The organism is Sphingorhabdus sp., assembly GCF_044239045.1.
Lineage (GTDB): Bacteria > Pseudomonadota > Alphaproteobacteria > Sphingomonadales > Sphingomonadaceae > Sphingorhabdus_B.
In genome coordinates, this window is record NZ_JBIICD010000030.1 from 1 (window position 1) to 7,025 (window position 7,025).

General features: G+C 54.4%; 7 protein-coding genes. 2 read left to right on the top strand and 5 right to left on the bottom strand.

Translation table 11 applies throughout. From position 1 onward, the window contains the following. The 4 genes from ACILP4_RS09415 to ACILP4_RS09430 form a co-directional block, all read right to left on the bottom strand. On the bottom strand, positions 1–901 hold a 901-nt coding region (locus ACILP4_RS09415; RefSeq protein WP_395620467.1), incomplete at its 3' end, for a GMC family oxidoreductase N-terminal domain-containing protein. Then, complete coding sequence (gene betB / locus ACILP4_RS09420) at positions 888–2,885, bottom strand: betaine-aldehyde dehydrogenase (RefSeq protein WP_395620468.1); 1,998 nt, start codon at positions 2,883–2,885, stop codon at positions 888–890. The genes ACILP4_RS09415 and betB, both read right to left, overlap by 14 nt. 62 nt (positions 2,886–2,947) lie before the next feature. Next, a complete protein-coding gene (locus tag ACILP4_RS09425; RefSeq protein ID WP_395620469.1) occupies positions 2,948–3,526 on the bottom strand; it encodes a hypothetical protein in 579 nt (192 codons plus the stop codon). Further along, positions 3,523–4,458 (bottom strand): sterol desaturase family protein, encoded by a 936-nt coding sequence (locus tag ACILP4_RS09430; protein ID WP_395620470.1) that lies wholly within the window; start codon positions 4,456–4,458, stop codon positions 3,523–3,525. Before ACILP4_RS09430 ends, ACILP4_RS09425 begins: the two co-directional genes overlap by 4 nt. Positions 4,459–4,548: 90 nt before the next feature. On the opposite strand from ACILP4_RS09430, the gene ACILP4_RS09435 reads away from it, so the two are divergent. Then, positions 4,549–5,451 carry a LysR family transcriptional regulator gene (locus tag ACILP4_RS09435; RefSeq protein ID WP_395620471.1) on the top strand — a complete coding sequence of 301 codons (903 nt, stop codon included), beginning with the start codon at positions 4,549–4,551 and terminating at the stop codon, positions 5,449–5,451. Positions 5,452–5,480: 29 nt separating this feature from the next. Here ACILP4_RS09435 and ACILP4_RS09440 read toward each other — a convergent pair whose 3' ends face one another. After that, complete coding sequence (locus ACILP4_RS09440) at positions 5,481–5,834, bottom strand: RidA family protein (protein ID WP_395620472.1); 354 nt, start codon at positions 5,832–5,834, stop codon at positions 5,481–5,483. A 206-nt stretch (positions 5,835–6,040) separates the two neighbouring features. Between ACILP4_RS09440 and ACILP4_RS09445 the strand changes: the two genes are divergently transcribed. Next, positions 6,041–7,025: TonB-dependent receptor plug domain-containing protein (locus ACILP4_RS09445; protein ID WP_395620473.1), on the top strand; the 985-nt coding region annotated here is incomplete at its 3' end.

Here is a 7,025-nt window from a genome sequence, read left to right on the forward strand (position 1 = left end):
AGAATTCCAGATGGTCTTGCAAGTTCGCACCCACACCGGGGCGGTCTGCGCGCACGTCTATCCCATGCTGTTTCAATTCCTCTGCGGGACCGATGCCCGAAAGCTTGAGCAGCTGCACGGAATTGATGGGGCCGCCCGACAGGATGACTTCGCGGGCCGCGTGCAACTGATGCAACTGACCTGCGCGTTCATATTCGACCCCAATGGCGCGCGTGCCGTCAAACAGGACGCGCGTTGCAAGCGCCTTTTCAACGACTTTGAGATTGGGCCGTTTGCGGGCTTCATACAGATAGGCCTTAGCCGCCGAACAACGCGTGCCGTCGCGCACTGTCATGTCCATCCGGCCAAAGCCCTCTTGAGCATAGCCGTTATAATCTTCGGTCAGGCTATAGCCGGCCTGTTGCGCCGCATCGAGCCACGCCTGATGCAGCGGATTGTCGAGCGGGCCATAGCTGGTGGACAAAGGACCATCGCCGCCTCGATAGCTATCGCCGCCTTCGGCCCGACCTTCGGCGCGTTTGAAATAGGGCAGCACATCGGCATAGCCCCACCCAGTTGCGCCCTCCTCTTCTTTCCAGCGTTCAAAGTCGAGCGCGTTGCCGCGCACATAGACCAGCCCGTTAATCGATGATGATCCGCCCAACCCCTTGCCGCGCGGGCAGTTCAGGCGTCGATTATTCAAATGCGGCTCGGGTTCGCTTTCATAGCCCCAATTCCACCTCTTGGTGTTCATCGGATAGGCAAGTGCGGCGGGCATCTGGATCAAGACCGAGCGATCACTGCCGCCATATTCAAGCAATATGACCTGATGCATGCCATCGGCGCTCAACCGGTCCGCCAGCACGCATCCCGCCGACCCTGCACCGACGATGATATAATCCGCTGCTTCAATAGGGGGCATCGATTGGTTCCATCGCGACATAGACACTCTTCAGCTGGGTATAATGTTCAATCGCTGCCTTGTCATTTTCGCGGCCAAGACCCGATTGCTTGTTGCCCCCAAAGGGCATTTCAATCGGTGTAATATTATAGGTGTTTATCCAACAAGTACCCGCCTCCAACGCCGCGATCACACGATGCGCGCGCGTCAGATTGTTGGTGAATATACCGGCGGCCAAACCGAATTCTGTGGCGTTTGCCCGCGTGACAACCTCTGCCTCATTTTCAAAATCGAGCACCGCCATGACGGGGCCAAAAATCTCCTCCCGGACAATAGCCATATCATCGGTGCAGTGGGTGAAGATGGTCGGCTCAACAAACGCCCCCTGCGCCAGATTACCGTGCACCGCCCGCTTCCCGCCGGTCAGCAGATTTGCACCTTGTTGTTGCCCAAGTGCGATATAACCCAAGACCTTTTCCATATGCGCTTGCGAAATTAATGCGCCCATTTGGGTGGCTGGATTGAGCGGATCGCCAATAACCATCGCCTCCGTCCGCGCTTTCAATTTTGCCAGAAACGCATCACGGACATTTTTGTGCACAAAGACGCGGGTGCCGTTGGTGCACACCTCCCCTGCCGAATAAAAATTGGCGAGCAATGCGCCCGATACGGCTTCGTCCAAATCTGCATCTTCAAAAATGATCAGTGCCGATTTTCCGCCCAATTCAAAGGTGACATATTTCAGCGTGCCTGCGGCGTCGACCATCACCTTTTTGCCCGTACCTACTTCGCCGGTCAGCGACACTTTGGCGATGCCGGGATGTAGGCTGAGCAATCGGCCTGTTTCCGCTTTGCCCTGCACGACCTGAAACAAGCCTTCAGGAAGGCCAGCTTCAAGATAAACTTTCTCCAGCTCTATCGCGGTGAGTGGCGTTAGCTCGGCGGGCTTAAAGATCATGGCGTTTCCACACGCCAAAGCTGGCGCGGATTTCCAGCACGCGATTTGTATGGGATAATTCCACGCACCAATGCCCGCAACCACACCCAAGGGTTCCCGCCGAGTGTAACCGAATGCGCCCGTACCCAGATCATGATGTTCACCGGCGATGCTGCGCACAAGGCCCGCATAATATTCGATACAGTCGGCGCCGGATATAACGTCGACAGCGCTGGTTTCTTGAATGGGCTTACCTGTGTCTTGCGTTTCAAGCCGTGCGAGCATGTCATTGCGCTCCACCAGCAAGGCGGCAGCACGATGCAGGATGCGTCCGCGCTCTACACCCGGTGTTTTTGCCCATAACCTTTGGGCATAAGCCGCGCGGGCTACAGCCTTATCGACCTCCGCCTGTCCGTCGATGCGGATGGTTGCGAGCAATTGCCCTGTCGCTGGATTGATCGTGTCAAAATGCGAGGCGACCGGAGCAGCTTGGGTGGACGCGACATTGCGCGCAATGAAATCAAAAATAAGGTCGCGCGCCAAGCCATTTTGAAGCGCCAGTCCGCCATTCATCGCAGCGCGCAGCCAAACACCATCGATCATTGCCGCAATATGATGTGCCATCGGCAATATATCACGCGCGTCGACCAGCTTGCGCAAATCAAACTTCAAATTAGACAACATGCGCTGTTGGTGCGCCCGCTGCACGCGGGCAAGCTGCGGCACGTGCAACGCCTGCCCCCAGAACGACAGCCAAACCCGCGCCGTTTCCTCAGAAAAGTCATTATGTCCCAGATGCGAGTCCACCAACGCCTCAATGCGCGCGCGTGGTCCGGCAGCGAGCCGGACACGCGCCGTTGCCTCATGGTTCAACTGGCGCACTACCGAACGGAAGGCCGCTTCGAGCAAAGCTTCTTTGCTCGCAAAGTAATGCACGAGCAACGCCGCCGAGACACCGGCATGGTGCGCAACCTTATTGAACGTGAATTCAACTATTCCATATTCTGCCAAAACGGCGATTGCTGAAACAATGATATGTTGGCGACGATCAGTTTTAACTTGAGACATAGCCTCGCGTATCAAACATTGAACGCTTATTCAACTGAGACCATCTACAGGCTAGGCTATGATTACGCCACGCGTTGTTCGGTGAATATCAAACCCTTTGCGAGTGCCGCGAGCGCGAGCGCAATCACCAAATGATAGGCATGCCATGCGACGGCCTCATCAAGCCACGGGGCCCGCCGGATGAACAGGGTATTTGCAAGCATCACGGCGCAGGCAATAGGCACAAGCCATTTAGGCTGCGATAGGCCAGATCGCACGATCGAAACAACACATGCAATCGCGAGGGCCAATAAGAAAAGGGGGCCAAGCAAGGGTTGCGCGAAGAAGAAGATGGCGGTGGCGGCAGATAATATAAGTGCAATTATGCCTATCCCGTTTCGGTCCTTTGGCGGGAACAGATAATGCGACACCACGGCCAAGGCCCCGGCAAGGCCAAGCAATTGGGAAGCACCGGCATGCAAATCGGCCAGCGCGTCCTGCAAGCCACCCCCAAAGCGCACCACGCCGATACCGGCCGCTATGCCAAAGCATGCCAGTGCAAATGCCGGCAACGCCTTTCCGTTGCGCCAAAGCGCATGGCCTGCAAAAATGGTGACGAGGACAATGGCGGCATCAGATAGCGCGTAATGGGTGGGCATCATGCTCTCGGTTGCGGGGCTGTTGCATTGCTATTGGGCAGCAATCCTGCTTCACGCTTGATATCTGCCGATGTCAAACGCGATCCATCATGGCTCCAGCCGGGCGGCGCAAAAATGTAACATAATCTTTGCCACACGCTCAGTCCGCGTTGCGTCGCATCTTGCGCGATGCCGACATATTCATGCGTTAAGATAGTGACAGGGTTAAATGTCTCCAGGTTTTTGACCAGGCCATAATCAACCGGCACGGCGCGATCTTCCTCCACAAATGTGCCAAACATCCGATCCCAGATGATCAGCGTGCCGGCGAAATTCGCATCCAGATATTCTGGATTGCGACCATGGTGCACGCGGTGATGGCTTGGCGTGTTGAAGATATATTCAAACCACCTAGGCAGACGGTCAATCGTCTCGGTGTGGAGGAAGAATTGGTAGGTCGCATTCAGGACCCCGCAAAAAACAACCAAAGCAGGATCAAAGCCGATTAAAATCAGCGGAATTTTCAGCATCATCGTGCCCGTAAAGTGCTTCATCCAACTTTGGCGGAGCGCAATGGGCATGTTAAAGTTGGTGGAGGAATGATGCACGACATGCATCGCCCAACCCCAACGGACGCGGTGGCATATGCGGTGGTGCACATAGAACCGCAGATCATCAAGGACAAAGCATAATAAGAACGACCCCCAAGTGATTGGTATGTCGCCAATGGCAAAGGGGGCCGCTGCAAACAAAGCGGCAGTGGTGATAAAGGCAAATATGGCATTTACCGGATCACTGGCCAGCCCCAGAAAAATCGATAGCAGCGAGTCCTTTAACGGCACCTCACCCTTGCGCTTAAGGAAGCGAATGGCAGCTAGCTCGAGCAAGATGCCCAATGCAAAAGCAGCAAGTATAATCACGACCCAATTTTGGTTGATGAATTGCCCTATGGTCACAAATTTCTCTCCCAATATTGTTATTGGGGATAGACGGGCTAAAAATTTATAAAATTGAATAATAAATGCATATTATGTATTTATTGGAACATGAATATAAATTTGAATAGACTATCCCGGTTCGTCGCAGTGTATCGGAACAAAAGCTTCAGCCGGGCTGCCAACGAGCTCGGCATGACGCATTCGGCACTCACCAAATCGTTACAATTGCTCGAACAGGAACTGGGCACAGAATTGTTTAACAGGACGACGCGCAGTGTCGTCCCCACCGATGCCGGCAACCGCCTTGCGCAACGGGCTGAGGAGCTTTTGGCTTTAGCGGATCAAATCGGCGATGAGGTCTTAACCGGCACCCGACATTTGCGGCTGATTGCTGGGCCAGCGGTAATGGAAGCATCCTTAGCGCCCGCACTCACATCATTTTACAAGACATATCCCAATATACGCGTGACGGCCGAAACCCTTCCTTTAGATATCGCCGCGAGCCGGTTACGCCAACGCGAGGCGGACATGTTACTTTTTCATTCCACGAGCGTGAGCGCCATTCCCGAACAGCGGCTTTTTCACATCAATAAGATCATCGACGAGGCCTATGTTGCGGTGATGCGCAAAGACCATCCTGCGTTACAACATAACTTTGGCGCGGATGAGATGCTGCAGTATAAATGGGCCATTCCCGGCTATGATAGAAACTACCGCTCCGCCATTCCGGCCGCCATAGAAGAAAAATATCGCCGCTCCGGCTTCCCACATTACCGCGTTCTCAGTCTCGTGTCGTGCCTTGCGCTGGTCGCCGAAAGCGACATGATTACGTTATTGCCCGCATCCTTCGCAAATCGCGAAGCACGCGCGCTCGACCTGACGGTCATGCCCATGCCCCTAAGCGATGGCGCGCGTTATGACGTCAGCGCCATCACGCTCAGAAATGGGAATCCTGACCCTGCATTAAATGCGTTGAAAAACGCTTTTGCGCACCCAAAGGATGCGGGCTAAATTTCGGTCTGTTGACCACCGTCCGCGTTTTATTTGCTATTCCTATAGGCAACGGCTTCAACCTCCACCAATGCGTCTGGAACAACCAACGCCGACACAATTGTTGAACGCGTGGGATATGGTTCTGCAAAATATTCGCGATAGACTGAATTAAATTCGGCCATCGCATCGGCATCCGTTATCCAAGCGGTCACTTTCACGACATCGGCCAATTCCAAGCCTTCTGATTTCAGGATGGCCTCAAGGTTCGCCAAGGCTTGCCGCGTTTGGTCGCGCATATCGCCCGTAATGATCTTGCCATCTCCCCCACGCGGTAACTGGCCTGAAATATAAGCGGTCGATCCGGCGAAACGGACGGGTGAAAGGGGTGGCTTGCTTGCCATTTTAGATGCTCCAACGATAAGGAAAGTGGATTAGCATATGCCGTTCGGCGCACATCTTCCCATAAACAACTTGTGATTAATCCATAACCTTTAGGAATAGACTGGTCACAAATTTGTAATGACTATGGCTTGTCAGTGCTTAGGTTTGGTGCAATTCGGGTGAAAATCACATACCGCACAGGGGCGGTCAAGGGAGGCAATTCACAATGTCCAAATATTCAATGCGCGCCGGTTTGTTGATCGGCTGTTCCATTTTCGTCTCCGCGCCAGTGTTCGCACAATCCGCGAACCCATCCGACCAACCCGGCCTGCCAGAAGCAGAAACCGAAACGAAAGAAGCCATCGTCGTTGTGGGTAGCCGCATCGAAGGTTCGAAAATTGCTGAAACCCTACCGGTCTCCGTGCTTAACGAAGACCGTATCTCCGCCACGGGAAGCGTTTCCGGTGACGATTTATTCCGCTCCATCCCGCAGGCGGGTGATGTTCAATTCCAAGAGGCCCGGACGACCGGCAACCTTAACGATGCCCGCGGCGACAATGCCTCAATCAACCTGCGTAGCGTAGGCACAGGTAATACTCTGGTCCTAGTAAACGGCCGTCGCATGATTTTGACCCCAGGCACACAGACGGAGAATTTTGTACCCGTACAGACGGCCAACACCAACTCGCTGCCTGTTGGCGCGACGCGCCGGATTGAAGTCTTACGGGACGGTGCAGCCGCCGTTTATGGCGCGGACGCCGTGGCCGGTGTGGTCAATGTCGTCACCGACGATAGATATCAAGGACTGCGCTTTGACATGCGTTACGGCTCTGCAGACGGAACCAGTGAAAGAACCGGCGCGATCAAGGCTGGTTTCAAAACCAAGACCGGCGGGCGCTTCACATTGTTCGGCAGCTTCACAAAGCGGACGCCTTTATTCGCAAGCGAACGTCCATTTGCGGCAAGTGAAAACCATATGCCTAAGCTGGTCGGGACGCCTTGGGAAGCTGACACCAACTTCGACAGCCGTTCCACGTCATCGCCTTGGGGTGCATTTACGGTTGTCGCCACTCCATCACCAACCATCCGTCAAGGAACATCAACGACAGCATTAACATCTTCGGGCGTTTTCCACATTGAACCGATCGCAAATACCGCGGCTGGCTGTTCAAGCCAAACCTTCAACGGCAACCTATGTCTGCGCAGCGGTG

Excerpts from the sequence above, each read along its gene's own strand:
- betB (WP_395620468.1), bottom strand. The coding sequence starts at position 2,885 with ATGTCTCAAGTTAAAACTGATCGTCGCCAACATATCATTGTTTCAGCA.
- ACILP4_RS09425 (WP_395620469.1), bottom strand. The coding sequence starts at position 3,526 with ATGATGCCCACCCATTACGCGCTATCTGATGCCGCCATTGTCCTCGTC.
- ACILP4_RS09435 (WP_395620471.1), top strand. The coding sequence starts at position 4,549 with ATGAATATAAATTTGAATAGACTATCCCGGTTCGTCGCAGTGTATCGG.
- ACILP4_RS09440 (WP_395620472.1), bottom strand. The coding sequence starts at position 5,834 with ATGGCAAGCAAGCCACCCCTTTCACCCGTCCGTTTCGCCGGATCGACC.